General features: G+C 61.9%; 19 protein-coding genes. 6 read left to right on the forward strand and 13 right to left on the reverse strand.

The annotated features are described in order from the left end of the window. The first annotated feature begins 4 nt into the window (after positions 1–4). Positions 5–676, forward strand: coding sequence for a dienelactone hydrolase family protein (locus VFG26_RS04650; protein ID WP_325022728.1), 672 nt, complete (start codon positions 5–7; stop codon positions 674–676). 126 nt (positions 677–802) lie between these two features. Here VFG26_RS04650 and pyrE read toward each other — a convergent pair whose 3' ends face one another. Next, positions 803–1,381, reverse strand: coding sequence for an orotate phosphoribosyltransferase (gene pyrE, locus VFG26_RS04655; RefSeq protein ID WP_325022730.1), 579 nt, complete (start codon positions 1,379–1,381; stop codon positions 803–805). Positions 1,382–1,486: 105 nt separating this feature from the next. Between pyrE and VFG26_RS04660 the strand changes: the two genes are divergently transcribed. The 4 genes from VFG26_RS04660 to VFG26_RS04675 all read left to right on the forward strand — a co-directional run bounded on the left by VFG26_RS04660 (position 1,487) and on the right by VFG26_RS04675 (position 5,905). Next, positions 1,487–3,211, forward strand: a complete 1,725-nt coding sequence (locus VFG26_RS04660) for a glycosyltransferase family 39 protein (protein WP_325022732.1) — start codon at positions 1,487–1,489, stop codon at positions 3,209–3,211. A gap of 70 nt (positions 3,212–3,281) precedes the next feature. Beyond that, positions 3,282–3,989: a TlpA disulfide reductase family protein gene (locus tag VFG26_RS04665; protein ID WP_325022734.1), complete on the forward strand. Its 708-nt coding sequence runs from the start codon at positions 3,282–3,284 to the stop codon at positions 3,987–3,989. Beyond that, positions 3,989–4,873, forward strand: coding sequence for a formate/nitrite transporter family protein (locus tag VFG26_RS04670; protein WP_325022736.1), 885 nt, complete (start codon positions 3,989–3,991; stop codon positions 4,871–4,873). The genes VFG26_RS04665 and VFG26_RS04670 overlap by 1 nt, the downstream gene beginning before the upstream one ends. A gap of 69 nt (positions 4,874–4,942) precedes the next feature. Then, a complete protein-coding gene (locus tag VFG26_RS04675; protein ID WP_325022738.1) occupies positions 4,943–5,905 on the forward strand; it encodes an HAD family hydrolase in 963 nt (320 codons plus the stop codon). Between the two features lie 156 nt (positions 5,906–6,061). Here the strand turns inward: VFG26_RS04675 and VFG26_RS04680 are convergent, their stop codons facing one another. The 4 genes from VFG26_RS04680 to VFG26_RS04695 all read right to left on the reverse strand — a co-directional run bounded on the left by VFG26_RS04680 (position 6,062) and on the right by VFG26_RS04695 (position 8,512). Continuing rightward, positions 6,062–6,190, reverse strand: coding sequence for a hypothetical protein (locus tag VFG26_RS04680; protein ID WP_325022740.1), 129 nt, complete (start codon positions 6,188–6,190; stop codon positions 6,062–6,064). A gap of 166 nt (positions 6,191–6,356) precedes the next feature. Beyond that, the gene (locus VFG26_RS04685; RefSeq protein WP_325022742.1) at positions 6,357–7,454 is read right to left on the reverse strand and encodes a 5-(carboxyamino)imidazole ribonucleotide synthase; all 1,098 of its coding nucleotides are present in this window, start codon (positions 7,452–7,454) and stop codon (positions 6,357–6,359) included. Positions 7,455–7,465: 11 nt separating this feature from the next. Beyond that, positions 7,466–7,960 carry a 5-(carboxyamino)imidazole ribonucleotide mutase gene (purE, locus tag VFG26_RS04690; protein ID WP_325022744.1) on the reverse strand — a complete coding sequence of 165 codons (495 nt, stop codon included), beginning with the start codon at positions 7,958–7,960 and terminating at the stop codon, positions 7,466–7,468. Between the two features lie 162 nt (positions 7,961–8,122). After that, the gene (locus VFG26_RS04695; protein ID WP_325022746.1) at positions 8,123–8,512 is read right to left on the reverse strand and encodes a hypothetical protein; all 390 of its coding nucleotides are present in this window, start codon (positions 8,510–8,512) and stop codon (positions 8,123–8,125) included. A gap of 252 nt (positions 8,513–8,764) precedes the next feature. Here VFG26_RS04695 and VFG26_RS04700 point away from each other — a divergent pair, with 252 nt between their 5' ends. Beyond that, positions 8,765–9,664, forward strand: coding sequence for a zinc ABC transporter substrate-binding protein (locus VFG26_RS04700; protein WP_325022748.1), 900 nt, complete (start codon positions 8,765–8,767; stop codon positions 9,662–9,664). Between the two features lie 16 nt (positions 9,665–9,680). Here VFG26_RS04700 and phoB read toward each other — a convergent pair whose 3' ends face one another. From phoB to VFG26_RS04740, 8 genes are all read right to left on the reverse strand, one after another. Further along, the gene (gene phoB, locus VFG26_RS04705) at positions 9,681–10,388 is read right to left on the reverse strand and encodes a phosphate regulon transcriptional regulator PhoB (RefSeq protein WP_325022750.1); all 708 of its coding nucleotides are present in this window, start codon (positions 10,386–10,388) and stop codon (positions 9,681–9,683) included. 46 nt (positions 10,389–10,434) lie between these two features. Beyond that, positions 10,435–11,151: a phosphate signaling complex protein PhoU gene (phoU, locus tag VFG26_RS04710; RefSeq protein ID WP_325022752.1), complete on the reverse strand. Its 717-nt coding sequence runs from the start codon at positions 11,149–11,151 to the stop codon at positions 10,435–10,437. A gap of 40 nt (positions 11,152–11,191) precedes the next feature. After that, the gene (gene pstB / locus VFG26_RS04715; protein ID WP_325022754.1) at positions 11,192–11,977 is read right to left on the reverse strand and encodes a phosphate ABC transporter ATP-binding protein PstB; all 786 of its coding nucleotides are present in this window, start codon (positions 11,975–11,977) and stop codon (positions 11,192–11,194) included. Continuing rightward, positions 11,974–12,825: a phosphate ABC transporter permease PstA gene (gene pstA, locus VFG26_RS04720; protein WP_325022756.1), complete on the reverse strand. Its 852-nt coding sequence runs from the start codon at positions 12,823–12,825 to the stop codon at positions 11,974–11,976. Before pstA ends, pstB begins: the two co-directional genes overlap by 4 nt. Positions 12,826–12,827: 2 nt before the next feature. Beyond that, complete coding sequence (gene pstC / locus VFG26_RS04725) at positions 12,828–13,811, reverse strand: phosphate ABC transporter permease subunit PstC (protein WP_325022758.1); 984 nt, start codon at positions 13,809–13,811, stop codon at positions 12,828–12,830. A gap of 96 nt (positions 13,812–13,907) precedes the next feature. Then, entirely contained in the window at positions 13,908–14,951 is a 1,044-nt protein-coding gene (gene pstS / locus VFG26_RS04730; RefSeq protein ID WP_414653257.1) for a phosphate ABC transporter substrate-binding protein PstS, read from the reverse strand. A gap of 277 nt (positions 14,952–15,228) precedes the next feature. Then, on the reverse strand, positions 15,229–16,494 hold the full coding sequence (locus tag VFG26_RS04735; RefSeq protein WP_325022760.1) for an ATP-binding protein: 1,266 nt from the start codon (positions 16,492–16,494) through the stop codon (positions 15,229–15,231). 50 nt (positions 16,495–16,544) lie between these two features. Next, positions 16,545–17,039, reverse strand: coding sequence for an Rrf2 family transcriptional regulator (locus VFG26_RS04740; RefSeq protein ID WP_325022762.1), 495 nt, complete (start codon positions 17,037–17,039; stop codon positions 16,545–16,547). Positions 17,040–17,045: the final 6 nt, after the last annotated feature.

A 17,045-nucleotide genomic window follows, 5' to 3' on the forward strand; every position in this document is an offset into this window, starting at 1 on the left:
TCACATGGGTACCCGCATTCCATTCACCCGCCCTGACGGGAAGACTGCCGAAGGCTATCTGGCGCTCGCCGGCAAGGCGAATGCTCCGGGCGTCGTTGTCATACAGGAATGGTGGGGTCTGCAGGACCAGATCAAAGGGCTTTGCGATCGCTTCGCGCTGCTCGGTTACGATGCGCTGGCGCCCGACCTCTTCAATGGCGTCGTCGTTCCCTATCACGACGCGGAAGCGGCGGGCCGCGAGATGAACTCGCTCAACTTCGTCGAGGCAGCCGATCAGCACGTGCGTGGTGCCGCGCAGTTTCTTTTGCGCTCCAGCCCCAAGGTTGCCGTCTCAGGCTTCTGCATGGGCGGTGCGGTCGCCGTGATCGCCGCGTCGCGCGCGCCGGAATTTTCGGCCGCCGTTCCCTTCTACGGACTGCCGCCGGAGAGCGTCGCGAAACCCGCGGACGTGAAGGTGCCGCTGCAGGGCCATTTTGCCAATAGCGATGATTTCATCACGCCGGAGATGGTCGATGCGTTCGAGGCCGGCATGAAGGCCGCGGGCAAGCCCGGTGAGTTCTTTCGCTATGACGCCAGCCACGCCTTCATGAACGAGCAGCGCTCCGTGCATGACCGGCATTGCGCCGAACTCGCCTGGGAACGCACGAGCGAATTCCTGAAGAAGCACATCGGCTAGCGCGTACCCGATTGTCATCCCGGGCGAGCCACCTGGCGAGCCCGGGACCCATCCTGTCACGGTTTCGGCTTGCCGCCTGGGTCCCGGCTCTGCGCTACGCTTCGGCCGGGATGACAGGTGGTGGCTTTAGCTTCTGAAGTCAGCCAGCGTCAGAAGCGGTTCGAACTTGAGGCCGGCGGCGGCGAAGGTTTCGGCGGCTCCGTCGAGGCGGTCGACGACCGTGATGACGCTGACGATCTCGGCACCGGCAGCGCGGAGCGCTTCGGCAGCCTTCAAAGCTGAGCCGCCCGTCGTCGTTACGTCTTCCACGACCACGACCTTTTTACCGGCCATGCTGTCGCCCTTCGCCAGTCCTTCGACGAGCGCTTGCGTGCCGTGTTCTTTGGCCTGCTTGCGGACGAAGAAGGCCGAGAGATTGCGGCCTTCGGTATAGGAGACGGCTGCGACGCCCGATGCAATCGGCACCGCGCCCATTTCAAGGCCGCCGATCAAATCGGCTTCGACATTTTTAAGCTGGTCGAGGATGAGCGCGGCGATGAGATAGGCGCCTTCGCTGTCCAGCATCGTCGGCTTCATATTGAAGTAGAAGGTCGACGTTTTACCCGACGCGAGCTTGAACTCGGGCCCTTCCTGAAAAGATCGCTGCTTGATGATCTCGATCAGCCGCGCGCGGCGCGCTGTGGGATCAGCCGATTTTCCTGGCATGCGGTAGTTGAGCCCTTGCGTTTTCTGCGTTCGATGCGCAAACAGCCGAGTTCCGAGGGCATGTCAAGTTTCGAAAGGCTTATTGTAGTGGAGCGCCAACGCGCAATGTGGAACTGGTGGGCGACGCTTGCAGCGCGGCGCTGGGCCCCATCGCTTGGCCTCCTGGCGCTCTGCTTCGCCGTCTATTTGCCAGGCCTCGTTCGCCTTCCCGCGGTCGATCGGACCGAGATCATCTATGCGGAGACGACGCGCGACATGGTGGAACGCGGGGACTGGACCGACCCGCGCTATGGCAGCGTCGTTCACCAATACCGGCCTATCGGCACGTTTTGGGCGCAGGGCGCGGTGCGGTGGCTCGCCGGCGAGGCCCACGCGCGCGACATTCGGATCTATCGCATCCCGTCATTTCTGGCGGTGACGCTCGCCGTGCTCGCGGTGTTTTGGCTGGGACGCGGGCTTGTCGGGCGAGAGACGGCGCTGATCGCGGCTGCGCTGTTCGCCGTCTCACCGCTGACGGTGCTCGTGTCACAGCTCGCCATCGCGGAAGGATTGTCGCTGTTGCCAGCGACTGTCGCGATGCTGGCATTGGCGCGGCTCTATACGAAGCCCGATGAACGCTATCCGATGGCGCTCCTGTTCTGGACGGCGGTGGGCGTTGGCGTTGTGATCAATGCGCTGCTGGTGCCGATCCTCGTTCTCGCGACTCTGATTGCGCTCTATGTGATGGACCGCGATCTGTCTTGGCTGAAGCGCTTGCGGCCGCTCGCCGGCCTTCCCATCGCGCTGGCCATCGGCTCGATCTGGCTGTTCGTTCGTGCGCATCAGGACGGTACGCCATTTGCGGGTATGGACTGGTGGCCGTTCCTCGGCGCACTCGGCGGCGCGCAGGACATGAAGCTCCGCGCCTTCCCCGGCACGTTCACCCTCGCGCTCATTTTGGGCTTCATCCCTGGCACGGTGCTGCTTGGCACGGCCTTCAAGCAGACATGGGACAGCCGCAAGCTGGCGCTCTCGCGGTTTCTGCTCGCGTGGGTCTTGGGCTACCTCGCCTATCTCGAACTGATCTCGTCGAAGCCTGGCACCTACATGGTGCAGACGATGTTTCCGGCGCTCGCGCTTGGCGTCGCCATGGTGGTGACGGGCGAGAGCGGGCTCGGCAAGCGTCCGGCCTGGAGCCTCTTTGCTATCTGGCCGACATATTTCGCGGCGCTGCCGCTGGCGATTTTCGCGGCCATCTATCTTTTCACCGGCGAGGTTCCGGGCATTCTCACCTCCGTGCTCATCTTCCTCGTGGCGGCCCTTTTCATCTGGAGCGGGCGGCTTGGCTGGGAGGGTCAGCTTCGCCGCTGGGCCGCGATCGGCATAGCCGGGCTCGCGCTCTTCGCCGTCACGTTGCTGGGCGTTGTGCTGCCCGGCATCGAGAAGATCTGGCCCGCGCAGGAGATCGCCAAGGCGATTGCGAATTGCCCGGCTCACAGCAAGGCGCTCATCGGCTTCCGCGAACCGTCCGGACGCTTCGTGCTTGGCATCCCGCCCGAGCACCAGGTCCCGGAAGCCGTGGCGCAGGCCATTCGGGAGAAGGGGCCGGACCTCTTTGTCGTCGAAGACCGTTGGCGGAAGCGGACGAATTGGGCGCTGCAATCGAACTCGCAAGTGCCGCTTCCGGCTCCGGTGGGCTGCATCTCCGCATACAACACGATGCGTGGCTGCCCCTTGCACTTCCGGATCTATTCGGCGAACCCGGCGGAACCCTGCATGGTGCCAGCGGCTTTTGCTTGCCGTGAGAATGTTCCAGCGGCGGGTCCAGAAAAGTCAGGCGATTGCGATTGACGAGGCCGCCCCCTGCCGATTGCGGGCCGGCGATGCTATATGACTGAGACATAGCGCAAGGATTGCTTTGATGTTCAACCCAGAACGCCCACCCGAGATCATCGCGCAGCGCTGGCTCAACTCCGATACGAAGCGCACGCTGAAGGCAGAGAAGGGCAAGGTCGTCGTCATAGCGATCTGGCAGCTCGCGTGCCCGGGGTCGCAGAAGTTCGGCCTGCCGCAGGCCATGCGTCTGCGCGGCAGCTTCACCGAGGACGAGGTCGCGGTGTTCGGCCTGCACATGGCATTTGAGAAGTTCGACGAGCAGACGCCCGAGAAGGTCGAAGCCTATCTGGCCGAGAACGGCATCACCATTCCCGTTGCGCTCGACAAGCCGAGCGCTGAGGGCCTTCCCGAGACGATGAAGGCTTACGAGCTGCAAGGCACGCCGGCGCTGTTGATCTTCGACCGGCAGGGACGTCTGCGGCGGCACTATCTCGGCGCGGTCGATGATTTCCGTCTCGGTGCGGAAGTGATGGCGTTGCTCATCGAGGACAAGAACAGCCCGCGCGAAATGTCGATCGCGCTCGAGCGTAAGCTTGCCGCGGCGCTCGTTGATCCCGAGGCGCACCATCACGGCCACGGCGACTCTTGCGGCTGCGGGCACGATCACAGTCATGACCATGGGCACGATCACGGTCATGATCATCACCACCACGGCCACGATCATTCGCACGATCACGAGCATGCCGCCCACGGCGAGCCGGGGCACATTCACGGTCCTGGCTGCAAACACTGATGGCTGACGAGCGGACCGGGCAAGGCGCCAAGCCGGAGGGCCAAAAAGGCTCTCTGCCTGGGTCTGGGCTCAGCCGCAAGGAGCGCGCGCAGGTTCATGACTCGGTCAAACCGCGCGCCGCCGTCATCCACGAAATCGTGCGCGTGCAGGGCGAGGCGGAATTGCGTCGGCCCGTTTCCGCGCTGTGGTGGTCCGGCATGGCCGCCGGCATTTCCATCGGCTTTTCCTTTCTCACCGAAGCGGCGCTGGCGGCGCATCTTCCCGCATCCGAGTGGACGCCTATCGTCTCCAAGCTCGGCTATGCGGTCGGTTTTCTCATCGTCATTCTCGGCCACCAGCAGCTCTTCACCGAGAACGTTCTGACGGCCGTGCTGCCCGTCATGGCGCGGCGGAGCTTCCATTGGCTCATCAAGATGCTTCGCCTGTGGGGCATCGTGCTTGCGGCGAACGTCGCCGGTAGCATTGTCTTTGCTTCGGCCATTGCCTGGCTGCCGATCATCACGCCCGATCTCGAGCCTCATCTGGCGAACATCGTCAACAACGTGATGGGCAACACGCCGGCGGAGATGTTCGCTAAGGGCATCGGTGCGGGCTGGATGATCGCCGCGCTCGTCTGGATCATCGCGGCCACCGAAGGGGTCGAGTTCCTGATCATCCTGCTGCTCACGTATCTCATCGCCTTTTTCGGCTTTACGCACATCGTTGCCGGTTCGGTCGAGGCGGCCTACGGGGTGCTCAAGGGCCTTGTCAGCTTCGACAAAGCCTTCCTCGTCTTTTTCCTGCCAACGCTTGCCGGCAACGTTTTCGGCGGCACGGTGCTCTTTTCACTCTTGAGCTACGCGCAGGTGCGCGAAGAAATTTTCGCCGAGCGTTCAGACCGCTGACGCCTGACTTTCTTGCGCCACCCGAATCACGCTTCTCTCCGCCCTACAAGTCGAGAGCGGAGACAGCTCATGGTCGAGCGAGCGGGCGGACGGGGTGCGAAGGCACAGCTGGGCGAGGGAGCGGCTTCGGGTACGCCCGCGCGTCCGCGGGCTTCTGGCGCAAGCGCGGCGTCTTCGCGGGGCAGTTCCAAATCCGCCGACAAAAAGGTGATTGCGCTCGTCTACGATTTCGACGGCACGCTGTCGCCGCGGCCGATGCAGGAATATGCGTTTCTGCCGAAGCTCGGCATCGAGCCGCGCGAGTTTTGGGCCGAGTGCACGCGCGTGTCGAAGGCCGAGCGCGCCGACGCGCTCATCACCTACATGCATCTTCTCTACAAGAAGGCGAAGGAGAAGAACGTTCGCATCGATCGCGCCGATCTCGTCGCTCAAGGCAAGAAGGTTGAGCTTTATCCCGGTGTCGCCGCCTGGTTCGACCAGATGCACGCCTACGTGAAAAAGCGCGGCGGAGAAGCGGGCATTACGGTCAAGCACTACCTCGTGTCGTCGGGCCTGACCGAGATCATCGAGGGGACGAAGATCTATCCGCATTTCGCCAACGTGTTCGCCAGCGAATACTGGTTCGACGCTTACGAGGTGCCGTTTCCGAAACGCGTCATCTCCGACACCGGCAAGACGCAGTTTCTGTTCCGCATCAACAAGGGCATCGAGGACTTGGGCGAGAGCATCAACGCGCATATGCCCGAGGATGAGCGGCCGATCCCGTTTTCCAATTTCATCTATTTCGGCGACGGAGATACGGACGTGCCGTCGATGGCGCTGCTCAAAAAGAACGGCGGGCACGCCATTGCCGTGCACGATCCAGGCGAGAGCAAAGAGAAATGCATCGAGCTCTTCAAGGCCGGCCGCTGCGATTTCTACGCGACAGCCGACTACCGCAAGGGTTCGGATTTATTCAAGCGCACGTGCTTGCTTCTCGATCGCATCATCGCGGACGTGCGCGTGAAGGAAGAGGCAAGGGGGTTGGGGTGATGCGAACGTCATCCTCGGCAGAGCGAGCGGCGCGAGCGAATGCCGGGGATCCAGCGTTAGGCGCGTCGCAGACGCCATAGGGAGCTTCGCGCTTTTTACGCTGGATCCCCGAACGGTCTTGCTGCGCGCGTCCGTTCGAGGATGACGGGTGGGGGCTCATCGTCCCTCAATCTTGATGCCGGGAAGGTCGACTTTCACTTTGGACTGCTGCTGATCCCAAACGATATAGCCGAGCACGATGACGGCGCCGGCGAGCACGCCGATGATGATTGATCTTGTGTCCATGTTCCCCACCTCCGTTGATGCTTCATCATGCCATTAATCTGCGCTCAGAGCATCCCTAATCGTGCGGCGTGCTCTAGCTCACCGGCCCGCAGCATGCGGGCTTTGGCGAAGCAGATATGGTGATTGCGCGGGTGAATTTAACAGCGCTTAGGCGCGCAGCCGGAGATCAGGCGCCGGGCTTTTTCGCGAGCAGGCGATTGACGTGGCCCATCTTGCGGCCGGGGCGGGCTTCGCGCTTGCCGTAATGATGGAAGAACGCGCCGGGCTCGGCAGCAATCTTCTCCCAGGTCAGGATGTCGTCGCCGATCAGGTTGATCATCTCGGCGGCGGGCGCGATCAGTGCTGTTGCGCCGAGCGGCCATCCGGCGACGGCGCGAATGTGCTGCTCGAACTGCGAGGTCAGCGCGCCGTCCTGCGTCCAATGTCCGGAGTTGTGGACGCGCGGCGCCATTTCGTTGACGAAGAGGCGATCGCGGCCGCCTTCCGTCACGACGAAGAATTCGATCGCGAAGACGCCGATGTATTCGAGCTTCTCGGCGATGCGATGGGCGATCTCGATCGCTTCCTGGGCCGTGCCTGCATCGAGTGCGGCCGGCGCGACGGAGCGATGGAGGATGTGATTGCGGTGTTCGTTCTCGGTCACGTCGAAGGCCGCGAACGCGCCGTCGATGCCGCGCGCGGCGATGACGGAGACTTCGGCGCGGAAGTTCACGAAGCTTTCGAGGATCGAGGGCTGGCCGCGCATTTCGGCCCAGGCATCTTCCGCGTCTTCGCGCTTCAGGATTTTCGCCTGGCCCTTGCCGTCGTAGCCGAAGCGGCGCGTCTTCAGAACGGCTGGGATCGGGAAGCCGCCATCAAGAGCCTTCGCGAGATCGTTATAGCTGCCGATGGCGGCGAATTCCGCCGTCATGGCGCCGAGCTCGCGCGCCAGCGTCTTCTCGTTCATGCGGTCCTGGGCGCAGCCCAACGCCTTGGCGCCGGGGCGGACGGGAACGCGCGCGGAGAGGAACTCAACTGTCGCGACCGGAATGTTCTCGAATTCATACGTCGCGACGTCGACGGATTCCGCGAAGGCCTTGAGGCGTGCTTCGTCCTCGTAAGCCGCGACCGTGTAGTGGGTCGCGACGTCGAACGCCGGACTGTCGCTTTCCGGGGCGTAGACGTGAGATTTGAGGCCGAGGCGGGCAGCCGCCATCGCAAGCATGCGGCCAAGCTGGCCGCCGCCGAGAATGCCTATGGTCGAACCGGGCGGAAGGGCAGTCATCGTGGTCGTCATCAAGCCTTTACGGGCGTTTCGGCGACGTCGGCCGAGTGCTTCTTGCGCCAGGCCTCAAGCCTGTCGGCCAGCGCGGCGTCGGAAAGAGCCAGGATTTCTGCGGCCAGAAGTCCGGCATTCTTCGCGCCGGCTTCACCGATCGCAAGCGTGCCTACGGGCACGCCGGCCGGCATCTGCACGATCGACAGAAGGCTGTCCTGGCCTTTGAGCGCTTTGGATTCGATGGGCACGCCGAGGACGGGCAGCGTCGTCATGGAGGCGGTCATACCCGGCAGATGCGCAGCCCCGCCCGCACCTGCGATGATGACCTTGAGGCCTGCGGCCTTTGCGCCCTTGGCATAGGAATAGAGGCGTTCGGGCGTGCGATGCGCCGATACGATCTTGGTTTCGAAGGCGACGCCAAGTTCCGCCAGAATGTCGGCGGCAAGCTGCATTGTCGGCCAGTCGGACTGGCTTCCCATGATAATGCCGACGTGCGGCCTGATCCGGCTCATAATGGCGTCCAAAGCCCCGAAAACGGAAACCGCGTCGGTACAGGAGCAAGCCCCAGTTTACAAGGGTTTCCGGTGTCGCTCATCGAGAAATGCGTGAGTAAGCCACGGTTTTGGCGAGCTGCTGTCCGGCAGGCCGGGATCAGGCGCGCTTGCGGCCCCAGTTCAAGGCGCCGAGCCAAGCAGATAATTGATCGTGTGAAAGAAGTTTTCCGGGCCCACGTAGCCTGAGATGCGGCCGACTTCGTGCTGCGATTTGACGACGACGAACGTCGGCACGATGTCGACAGCAGTGTTGAAATCCAATCCGGGTCCGAGCTCATTGATGTCGACAAACCGGACCGGCATCTTTCTGCCCTGCTCGGAGACCCTGTAGGCAGGAAGCACATCGCGCCGGAAGATCTGGCAGTATATGCAGCCATCGGCTTCGACGACGATCAGCTCATAGATTCTCTCGGGGCCCGCGGGTGCTTCCACGTCGAGGCCGGCGCGCGAGGCTGCCCCTGGGGCCAGCATCAGCAACGCTGAGATGAGGACTCGGAGGATCGTCGGCATGATGGATCTCGCGGAAGCAAGCGCTCCATCAATTTTGCATCAAAAGCGCAGTAACTGTCCGCAAATCTAAACCAGTAGTTAATGCGTGTCCCCAGCTGAAACGGCTCGGCTTCACCGTTTCATGACTTGCCGGGATGCCGGCAATCTCTAGAACGGTCGCCGGAGTGTCCGCTGCAAATTCAAGGAATTACCATGGCCGGCAGATTTTTTCTGTGTCTGGGGGCTTTTCTCATATTCGCGACAAGCCCTGCCATGGCTGAGACGGCGGCGCCGAAAGTCGCCGTCACCATAAAGCCCATCCATTCGCTCGTCAGCCGCATCATGGAGGGCGTGGGCACGCCGCAGCTCGTCGTGGATGGCGCGGCATCGCCCCATACGTTCACGCTGAAGCCATCGACGGCGCGCGCCATCAACGATGCGGACATCTTCGTTCGGGTCTCCGATCAGCTCGAGCCGTTCACGCGGAAGCTCGTGTCGTCGCTGCCGTCGAAGGTCGCCGTGATCACCCTTGTGGACGCCGATGGCGTGAAGCTCCTCGATCAGCGTCACGGCGGCACCTTCGAAGAGCACGAAGATGAGCATGCCGGAGCGGCAGATGCGGCCGATGCCCACGACCATCATCATGAGGCCGGCAAGGATGGGCACATCTGGCTCGATCCGCAGAACGCCAAGGCCATCGTCAATGCCGTGGCGAAGGAGCTCGAGGCTCGCTTTCCCGCGCACGCCGAAAAGATCAAGGCGAACACGGTGCGGCTCATTGCTGATCTCGACGCGCTCGATCGACAGCTGGCGGAGGAACTCAAAGATTCGACCGGGAAGCCGTTCATCGTCTTCCACGACTCAACGCAGTACTTCGAAAATCATTTCGGCCAGCACGCTGCCGGCTCGATTACTGTCAGCCCGGACGTGCCGCCAAGTGCGAAGCGCTTGACGGAAGTTCGCCGCAAGCTCGCATCACTCGGCGCGGTTTGCATCTTCAGCGAGCCGAACTTTCAGCCCAATCTCATCGCTGCCGTGATGGAGGGGACGCGGGCGCGCTCCGGGACGATCGATGCCGAGGGGCAGTTGCTGTCGCCGGGACCTGGGCTCTACTTCGATCTCATGCGCAACATCGCGCACAGCATGGCCGATTGTTTGAACGGGCAAACCTGAGCGCGGGCCTTAGGTGCTACTGCGCCTGGGCTTCCGCCTCGCGGCCGTCGAACACGTAGCCGGCGCCGCGGACCGTGCGGATGGGATCGCTTTCATTGCCGCGGATCAGCGATTTCCTGAGGCGGCCGATGTGAACGTCGACCGTCCGCTCATCCACTTCGGAAGACTGGCCCCAAACGCGATCGAGCAGCTGACTGCGCGACAGCACGCGGCGCGGGCTTTCCATGAAGACTTCGAGCATCCGGTATTCGGTCGGGCCGAGCCGAACCTCACGGGGACCACGGGTCACCTTGTGGGCGGCGCGATCCATCGTGATCTCGCCTGAGACGAGGATGTCGCTCATCCGCTCGGGCGCCGCGCGGCGGAGAAGCGCCTTCACCCGTGCCATCAGTTCCTGAACCGAGAAAGGCTTCGTGACGTAATCGTCGGCGCCGGTCGTCAGGCCGCGCACGCGATCGGATTCTTCACCGCGTGCGGTCAATAAAATGATGGGCAGGCTTTGCGTTTCAGAGCGATTGCGGAGCCGCCGGCACAACTCGATGCCGGAGATCTTCGGGATCATCCAGTCGAGGATCACCAGGTCGAAATTCTGCTCCGAAAGAAGAAGCTCGGCTTCCTCTCCATCCGCCGCATGGACGACCTCATAGCCCTCGGACTGGAGATTGTATTTCAGAAGTTCTGCGAGAGACGCTTCGTCTTCGACGACGATGATCTTGGCTGGCATGGCTTTCCGTCAGCGTTCGTTGCGGGTGCCTTCGTCCAGAGTGCCTTCACGATTGCCTCGGCGTGATGAGCGTCGATGACGTCTTGTCGCCCTTCGGCCGGTCGTCAGCGATCGGGACGCCGTGAACGAGGTAATAGACGTTCTCGGCAATGTTGGTCGTGTGATCGCCAATGCGCTCGATGTTCTTGGCGCCGAACAGGAAGTGCGTGCAGATGCCGATGTTGCGCGGATCTTCCATCATGTACGTCAGCAGTTCGCGGAAGAGCGAATTGTACATTGCGTCGACCTGCTGGTCGTCGCGCCAGACCTGCATTGCCTTTTCGGCGTCGAGCGCCGCCAAGGCGTCGAGCACATCGTGGAGCTGAGTCTGCACCATCTCGGTCATGTGGCGCATGCCGGTCATCAGGGGCTTGGGATAGGGCTCGTTGGCGATGGCGAGCGCGCGCTTGGCGATATTCTTGGCCAAGTCGCCGATGCGTTCGAGATCGGCTGCAATTTTGACGACCGTCATGATGTGGCGCAGATCGTTGGCAAGCGGTTGGCGCCGCGCGATCATGATGATGACCTGCTCCTGCACCTCACGTTCGAGCTGATCGATCATGACGTCGTCCGATACGGCCTTGTCCGCCAGCTTCGGATCGCGGCGCTCGAGTGCGTCCATGGCTTGAACGAGAAGCTTCTCCGCGTAGCCGCCCATCTGCGCGATACGGCGATCGAGCAGCCTCAGCTCGTCTTCGTACGATTTCACGGTATGTTCGTTCATGATCTCATTCCCTGAAAATCGAGTCCGGCTCGATGCGATGTTATCCGAAGCGGCCGGTGATGTAGTCCTGCGTGCGCTTGTCTGTCGGGTTCGTGAAGAGCTTCTGGGTGACGCCGAACTCGACAAGCTCGCCTAAGTACATAAACGCCGTGCGCTGAGAGACGCGGGCCGCCTGCTGCATGTTGTGCGTGACGATCGTGATCGTGAACTCGTTCTTCAATTCGTCGATCAGCTCTTCGATCTTGGCGGTGGAGATCGGGTCGAGCGCCGAGCAGGGCTCGTCGAAGAGGATGACTTCCGGGCGAATGGCGACGGTGCGCGCGATGCAGAGGCGCTGCTGCTGACCGCCTGAAAGGCTGAGACCGCTCGAGTGCAGCTTGTCCTTCACTTCCTTCCAGAGCGCGGCTTTCTCCAGCGCCGATTGCACGCGTGCATCGACTTCAGACTTCGACAGCCGCTCGTAAAGGCGAATGCCGAACGCGATGTTTTCGTAAATCGTCATCGGAAATGGCGTCGGCTTCTGGAACACCATGCCGATGCGCGAGCGCAGGAGATTGAGATCCTTCATCTCGAGGATGTTCTCGCCGTCGAACATCACTTCGCCCTCGGCCCGCTGATTGGGATAGAGGTCGTACATGCGGTTCAACACACGAAGGAGCGTGGACTTGCCGCAACCGGACGGCCCGATGAACGCCGTCACCTGACGCTCATAAAGCGGAAGCGAGATGTTCTTCAGTGCAAGCGTCTGGCCGTAGTAGAATTTCAGATCTTTGATCGAAATTTTTTCGGTCAGCCCTGCGTCCACATCTTTCGACATCAAGTTCATTGCTGCGTCCTCGAAGAACTTAACCAACGCGCGGCGATGCTCAACGTCAGCACGGCTGCGGTAATGAGTAGTGCGCCTGCCCAGGCGAGACGCTGCCAGTCCTCATAGGGGCTGAGAGCATACTGGAAAATGACCACGGGCAAACTCGCCATTGGAGCATTGAGATTGGTGCTCCAGAACTGATTGTTCAGTGAGGTGAAGAGTAGCGGCGCGGTTTCTCCGCTGACGCGGGCGATTGCCAGCAGGACGCCCGTGATCATGCCGGCGCGGGCTGCCCTGTAGGCGACCTTGCGGATGACGAGCGACTGCGGAAGCCCCAAGGCGGCGGATGCCTCGCGGAGCTGGTTGGGCACCAGCAACAGCATGTTCTCGGTGGTCCGAACGACCGTCGGAATGACGAGAATGGCGAGCGCAGCGGCGCCTGCGAAGGCCGAGAAGTGCCCCATCGGGCGTACCATCAGCTCGTAGACAAAAAGGCCGGTAACGATCGATGGCGCGCTGAGCAGGATATCGTTGATGAAGCGGATCACCGACGAGACTTTGCTGTAGCGGCCATATTCGGCGAGGTAGGTGCCGGCCAGAATGCCGATCGGCGTGCCGACGATGACGCCCGCGAATGTCATGATGAGACTGCCGGCGATGGCGTTCAACAGGCCGCCGTCGCTGCCGGGCGGGGGCGTCATTTGCGTGAAGACCTGCGGGCCGAGGCCGGCGAGGCCCTTGTAGAGCAGCGTCGCCAGGATAACGCCCAGAATGGTCAGGCCGAGGGCCGCTGCAAACCAGCTCAGCACGACGGTGATCGTGCTTCTGATCCGGCGCCGGCGGTATTTCGCTTTGTCGAGGGCCATGGCTATGCTCCCGCCCTTTTCTCGATGCGCATCAACATGAGGCGGGCGAGGGCCAAGACAATAAAGGTGATGAAGAAGAGGATGAGGCCGAGCGCGATCAATGACGACGTGTAAACGTCGCCGACAGCCTCGGTGAATTCGTTGGCGATGGTCGCCGAGATGGTCGTTCCGGGCGCCAGGATGGAGCCCGAGATCCGGTGCGCGTTGCCGATGACGAAGGTAACAGCCATCGTTTCGCCGAGCGCCCGGCCGAGCCCCAGCATGACGCCTCCGATGATGCCCACTCGGGTGTAGGGAATGACGACGTGGCGGACGACTTCACGCGTCGTCCACCCCATGCCGTACGCCGCTTCCTTCAGGACGGGCGGGACGGTCTCGAAGACATCGCGGCAGACCGCGGTGATGAAGGGCAGGATCATGATCGCGAGGATCAAGGACGCCGTCAGGATGCCGATGCCGTAGGCTGGGCCCGCGAACACCTGATTGAGGATGGGCACGTTCTTGAACGTGGCAATCAACTCGGGCTGAACGTAGCGCTGAATGGCGGGTGCGAAGAAGAAGAGGCCCCAAATGCCGTAGATGATGCTCGGCACGCCGGCCAATAGCTCGATGGCGATGCCGATCGGCCGGCGCAGCGGGATGGGGCAGAGTTCGGTCAGAAACACGGCAATGCCGATGCTGACGGGCACCGCGACGAGCATCGCGATGAAGGAGGTGATGATCGTTCCGTAGATCGGCGCCAGGGCGCCGAACTGCTCGGTCACCGGGTTCCAGACTTCGGTCGTGAGAAAGCTGAAGCCGAACGTTTCGAACGCGAGATAGCCGCCGACAACCAGCGACGCGAAGATCGCTCCTAGAAGGATGAGGACGAAATACGCGGACGACATCGTGAGGCCGCGGAAGAACCCGTCTGTCAGGCGTAGACCTTCGAGAACTTTGCGCCGGGCTGCTGCCGCCGCTGCCGCTTGAGAGTTAGCGTCTGCCATGAAGGTCAAATTTTGCTCCAGACTCAGGAAAAGCCGTCAGCCTTATAAGCCAAGTCGAGAAGCGCCCGCCTCGGGGCGCTTCTCATTATCCAGTCATTAGTTCGAGAAAACCGGCTTGTTGTCTTCGCCCACAACTTCGGCCCAGCTCTTTTTGACCATGGCGACGACGTTCTCGGGAAGCGGCACGTAGTCAAGTTCTTCGGCCGTCTTGCCACCGTTGGCATAGGCCCAATCGAAGAACTGCAGCGCTTGCTTCACCGCCGTCACGTCCTTCGGCTTCTTGTGGATAAGGATGAACGTCGGATTGGTGATCGGCCAGGAGTCGGCGCCGGGCTCGTCCGTCAGGATTACGCCCATGCCGGGAACCTTGGCCCAGTCGGCGTTGGCGGCGGCAGCCTGGAACGTCGAGATGAGTGGGGCAACCGTCTTGCCGTCCTTATTGACCATTTTCGCGAAGGAGATCTTGTTCTGCTTGGCGTAGGCGTATTCGACGTAGCCGATCGAACCCTGCGTCTGCATCACGTTGTTGGCGACGCCTTCGTTGCCCTTGGCGCCAAGGCCGACGGGGAACTGGACGGACGTGTTGGAGCCGATCTTCGACTTGAAGTCAGGGCTGACCTTGGACAGGTAGTTGGTCCAGACGAACGTGGTGCCCGAGCCGTCCGAGCGATAGACCGTAGCGATGGCGTCAGAGGGCAGCTTCAGGCCGGGGTTCAGCTTCTGGATAGCCGGATCGTCCCACGCAGTGATTTCGCCGAGGTAGATTTTGGCGAGCGTCGGGCCGTCGAATACGAGCTCGCCGGGCTTGATGCCCTCGAGGTTCACGACCGGGACGATGCCGCCCATGACGGTCGGGAACTGGATGAGGCCGTTCTTCTCAAGGTCTTCGCCCGAGAGCGGCTTGTCGGTTGCGCCGAAGGTGACCGTGCCAGCGATGATCTGCTTGATGCCGCCGCCCGAACCGATCGACTGATAGTTGAGGCCGATGCCGGTCTCCTTCTTATAGATGTCGGCCCACTTCGCATAAATCGGATAGGGGAACGTCGCGCCCGCGCCGGAAAGGTCGGCCGCCTTGGCAGGAGCGGACACCGCGGCTGCCGCCGCAAAAGCCGCAAACAGCGCCAAAATAGACTGTTTCACTGTGGTCTCCTCGTTTAACGGGGCTTGGAGCCTCACCGCTCCATCCGGGCCTCAAGGCTCCGGCCCGCACTCTCTATTCCAGTTAGATCACGGCTATATGAAACGTTAACGCCCTGATTTTCCTACCGTTCTCGCCTCGCGCTGGCCGATTTCTTTCCAAAAGCGGGCTGTCGGCACTGCGGCGTGCTTTCAAAAAACCGTCGTCCTTTCGCGCGGCCCTTGTAGCGCCGCGACGTAATGAATTTGTGACAGTTTAAGATATTGAATTGACAACCTTTTATTGGCGAGCCGGGAGGGCAACGTCGAACGTCGTGCCCTTTCCGACAACCGACTCGACCGAAAGTTCCCCTTCGTGGCGGCTGAGGACGTGCTTGACGATGGCAAGGCCCAAGCCCGTGCCGCCTATGCGCCGGGAATGTTCGGCGCTGACCCGGTAAAAGCGCTCGGTGAGCCGGGGCAGATGCTCTGGAGCGATGCCTGGCCCGTCGTCGGCAATCTTGACGATCGCACGCGCGCGGGCGCCGTCGCGAACGCCCGCCTGCTTTTTCAGGGTGATCTGCACGTGGCCGCCATCCCGGCCATATTTGACGGCGTTTTCGATGAGATTGTGAAAGACCTGAAACAGCTCATCTCGATCGCCGGTCGCCAGCAATTCGCCGCTAGCCGGTTCGACGCTGATCGAAATGCTGCGTTCCGCAGCGAAGGGTGCCAGCGAGCGGACAACATCTGCGATCAATGCATTCAGCTCGACACTGCCCGTGGGCTTGAGGTTGGCTTTCTCTTCCACGCGGCTGAGCAAGAGCAGGTCGTCGATCAGGCGCGTCATGCGCTCGGCCTGATCTGCCATGATGGCGAGAAACCGCTCGCGGGCGGCTTCATCGTTTTTTGCCGGCCCTTGAAGCGTCTCGATGAAGCCGCGCACGGATGCTAAGGGCGTGCGCAATTCATGACTGGCGTTGGCGATGAAATCGGCGCGCATCTCGAGCAGGCGGTGCTGCTCGGACTCGTCGTGGATCGTAATCAATACGGCGATGGGCTGATGCTGCTTGTCGCCGCCGAGCGGGGTCACGGTTGCGCTGAGGCGCTTTCCCCCCAAGCCGCCGCGCGGAACGAGGCTTGCGGTATGCTTGCCAACATCTTCGAACGCTCCGCGGACGGCTGCAATGAGTTCCGGGTCACGATTGACGTGCTCGAGCGGCACGCCCTGCCGCAATCGGTCGAACAGGCTCAAGGCCGCTTCATTGTAATTGAGGATGACGGAGGCCTGATCGAGGATGATTGCGGGGTCCGGCATTGCGGCGGCAATATCCGTCCACGTCAGAATCTTGTCAGAACTGGCAATCAGGCCGGCCGTTTCATTGGTTTTTTGATCGCCGACGGCGCGCGGCCAAGCCAGCAGCGCGGACACTCCGGCTATCAGGCCGCAGACAAAGAAAACGAGCGTGCGCAGAGGCTCGCCCACCCAGACACATGCCGGAACGAGTGCGAGAATTGCACCTGCTGCGAGGGCTGCGAAACGGAATTGAACGCTCTCACGGGTCATGTTCCGTGGAAGTAACTCCGATAGGCGGGAGAAGCCAGCGGCCAACGGGGTCAACTGCGCCGAGATGTTCGAGCCGCGGGCTTTTTGCTGCGCGCCTTGCTGGCGCGAGCATCTTCGCCGGGGTCCCTGGCCTGGGTGAGGCCAATGGGCGAGCGGACCGCAAGTTCGGCGAGTGAATGCTGATCAAGGACCGTGATGAAGGCCGCCAACGCATCGTCGAACATCGCGTTGATATTGCCTGGGTCCGCATCGTTCGACGTCGGATCGGTTCCGCCTTCGACTTGTACTCTCGTCACCTCTATGGCGCGCACCACGTCGCCAATTTTGATTGACGGTGCGGGTTTCGCCAGGCGTACGCCGCCGTTCGGTCCTCTGACAGCCGTTAAGAACCCGGCGTGCGAAAGGATGTGAACGATTTTAAAGACGTTCTGCTTGGTCACGCCCAGCCGCTCGGAAATGTCGGCGACCTTCACGAGCTGATTTCCGGCAAGCGCGCAATCGATCAGAATGCGGATGGCGTGGCCTGTTTGCTTCGTCAAGCGCATCTGTGA

The sequence above is a fragment of the Hyphomicrobium sp. genome, from assembly GCF_035687085.1.
GTDB lineage: Bacteria > Pseudomonadota > Alphaproteobacteria > Rhizobiales > Hyphomicrobiaceae > Hyphomicrobium_B.

Coding starts and splice junctions, on each gene's coding strand:
- VFG26_RS04700 (WP_325022748.1), top strand. CDS start 8,765: ATGGCTGAGACGGCGGCGCCGAAAGTCGCCGTCACCATAAAGCCCATC.
- VFG26_RS04660 (WP_325022732.1), top strand. CDS start 1,487: ATGTGGAACTGGTGGGCGACGCTTGCAGCGCGGCGCTGGGCCCCATCG.
- VFG26_RS04675 (WP_325022738.1), top strand. CDS start 4,943: ATGGTCGAGCGAGCGGGCGGACGGGGTGCGAAGGCACAGCTGGGCGAG.
- VFG26_RS04680 (WP_325022740.1), bottom strand. CDS start 6,190: ATGGACACAAGATCAATCATCATCGGCGTGCTCGCCGGCGCCGTCATC.
- purE (WP_325022744.1), bottom strand. CDS start 7,960: ATGAGCCGGATCAGGCCGCACGTCGGCATTATCATGGGAAGCCAGTCC.
- VFG26_RS04740 (WP_325022762.1), bottom strand. CDS start 17,039: ATGCGCTTGACGAAGCAAACAGGCCACGCCATCCGCATTCTGATCGAT.
- phoB (WP_325022750.1), bottom strand. CDS start 10,388: ATGCCAGCCAAGATCATCGTCGTCGAAGACGAAGCGTCTCTCGCAGAA.
- pstA (WP_325022756.1), bottom strand. CDS start 12,825: ATGGCCCTCGACAAAGCGAAATACCGCCGGCGCCGGATCAGAAGCACG.
- VFG26_RS04735 (WP_325022760.1), bottom strand. CDS start 16,494: ATGACCCGTGAGAGCGTTCAATTCCGTTTCGCAGCCCTCGCAGCAGGT.
- phoU (WP_325022752.1), bottom strand. CDS start 11,151: ATGAACGAACATACCGTGAAATCGTACGAAGACGAGCTGAGGCTGCTC.
- VFG26_RS04665 (WP_325022734.1), top strand. CDS start 3,282: ATGTTCAACCCAGAACGCCCACCCGAGATCATCGCGCAGCGCTGGCTC.
- pyrE (WP_325022730.1), bottom strand. CDS start 1,381: ATGCCAGGAAAATCGGCTGATCCCACAGCGCGCCGCGCGCGGCTGATC.
- VFG26_RS04670 (WP_325022736.1), top strand. CDS start 3,989: ATGGCTGACGAGCGGACCGGGCAAGGCGCCAAGCCGGAGGGCCAAAAA.
- VFG26_RS04695 (WP_325022746.1), bottom strand. CDS start 8,512: ATGCCGACGATCCTCCGAGTCCTCATCTCAGCGTTGCTGATGCTGGCC.
- pstB (WP_325022754.1), bottom strand. CDS start 11,977: ATGAACTTGATGTCGAAAGATGTGGACGCAGGGCTGACCGAAAAAATT.
- VFG26_RS04685 (WP_325022742.1), bottom strand. CDS start 7,454: ATGACTGCCCTTCCGCCCGGTTCGACCATAGGCATTCTCGGCGGCGGC.
- VFG26_RS04650 (WP_325022728.1), top strand. CDS start 5: ATGGGTACCCGCATTCCATTCACCCGCCCTGACGGGAAGACTGCCGAA.
- pstC (WP_325022758.1), bottom strand. CDS start 13,811: ATGGCAGACGCTAACTCTCAAGCGGCAGCGGCGGCAGCAGCCCGGCGC.